The following is a 1,502-nucleotide window of genomic DNA, read 5'->3' on the forward strand; positions in this document are numbered from 1 at the left end:
GAGGCGGCGTCACGTACGCCCTGACCGGCAGCGGCGGCAAGAAGAACGACGAGCCCCCGGCGGCGGCACCGGCGCCGGCCGGATCGCCGTCGGCCGGTGAGCAGCCGAACGAGGGCGGGGTGGCCACCGGCCTGCACTCCCCGGGCGCCTCGCCGTCCGCGAGCCCCTCCAAAAAGCCGTCCGGCTCGCCCTCGTCGTCGGCCTCGCCGTCGGCCAAGCCCAGCGCCTCCTCGGCCAAGCCCAGCAGTTCGGTGCCGACGACCTGCAGCGGCTGGAGCCACCACGACCCGAAGCCGGGCACGTACGGATACGTGTCCGGCGACCGCCACGTCCTCAACGGGCCCTACAAGGTCTGCGGTTCCGTGGCGGCGGCGAAGAGCGGCACGAAGGTCTGGTTCCACTGCTCCGTCGAGAACTCGTACGGCCACAAGTGGATTTACGTCCGCATCGAGGGGACGAAGAGCGCGGGCTGGATGTCCGGCGACACCATCATCCGCCAGAGCGGGCAGACGGTCCGCTGCTGACGTCGTCCGCCGGCGGGCGCTGTTGACGGCGCCCGCCGGCGAGGCCCGTCGGCAGGCCTGCTGACGGTCTTTCGGGGCTTTTGCACACCCGTTCCCGGTCGGCCGGCCTGCCCGGCATGAAATTCCGATAAGTTGCCGTGCCAAACGATCAACGGTCTTTCTACGTCAGACCCCGATGCGGAGTACGACATGAGCACTTATCCGGGCGGCGGCAGCGCCGGACCGGGCGGCTGGGCGGCCTCGGAATCCGCAGGCCCCAACGGCTCCTACCGGAACCAGACCCTGAAGTACCAGCAGATCGAGCTGGCCTTCGACGAGTCGGTCACGCTCCGGACGGTCATCGGCCTCTGGGCGACCGCGGCCTTCTCCGCGACCGTGGTGTGGCTGGTCTGCTGGCTGTTCGGCCTGCTGACGCACGGCTTCGACTTCGAGGAAGCCGAGACCGCGTTCAGCGTGGGCGGCATCCTGTCCTTCATCGTCTTCTGGCTGATCCTGCTCCTCAGCCACCTCACCGAGCCCGTCTCGGAGTGGCGGACCCTGCTGGAGGACAAGGCGCAGGCCTCCCCCTCCGCCTACGCAGCGATCTTCGGCGCGCTGTCCCGCCGGCGCATCCCGGTGACGGCCGTGCCGTCCCGCATCCGCAGCGACATCCTGCAGCCGGAGGTGGTCAGCAACCGTCTCGTCGTCAGCAGCGGCCGGTACGTGACCTACGTGTCCGTCTTCGAGTACGGCACGAGCCTCTACCTCGGCTGGACGATGTGGCGCATCCGCCCCGGCGCGGTGATCATCGGCACGTACTTCAAGGACCTCGTCGGCGGGCTCATGGGCCGCACCGGTGACGTCAACCAGATGCTCCGTACCGAGCGGCCGCGTGCCATGCGCGAGGCCGTGCACTCGGCGGTCCGGGAAGGCGTGGAGATCGCGGTCCAGGGCATCGAGGTGCCCATCGCCTCGACCTTCGGGCAGGACCTGCCGGTC

1 protein-coding gene and 1 pseudogene are annotated in these 1,502 nt (G+C 69.8%); both read left to right on the forward strand.

The features are described 5' to 3' along the window. Nucleotides 1–524, forward strand: a pseudogene (locus V7793_RS37460) (serine/threonine-protein kinase); the annotation flags it as partial. A 189-nt stretch (nt 525–713) separates the two neighbouring features. Continuing rightward, on the forward strand, nt 714–1,502 hold a 789-nt coding region (locus tag V7793_RS37465), incomplete at its 3' end, for a hypothetical protein (RefSeq protein WP_336014186.1).

Source organism: Streptomyces sp. KLMMK (assembly GCF_036961605.1).
Classification (GTDB): domain Bacteria; phylum Actinomycetota; class Actinomycetes; order Streptomycetales; family Streptomycetaceae; genus Streptomyces; species Streptomyces telluris.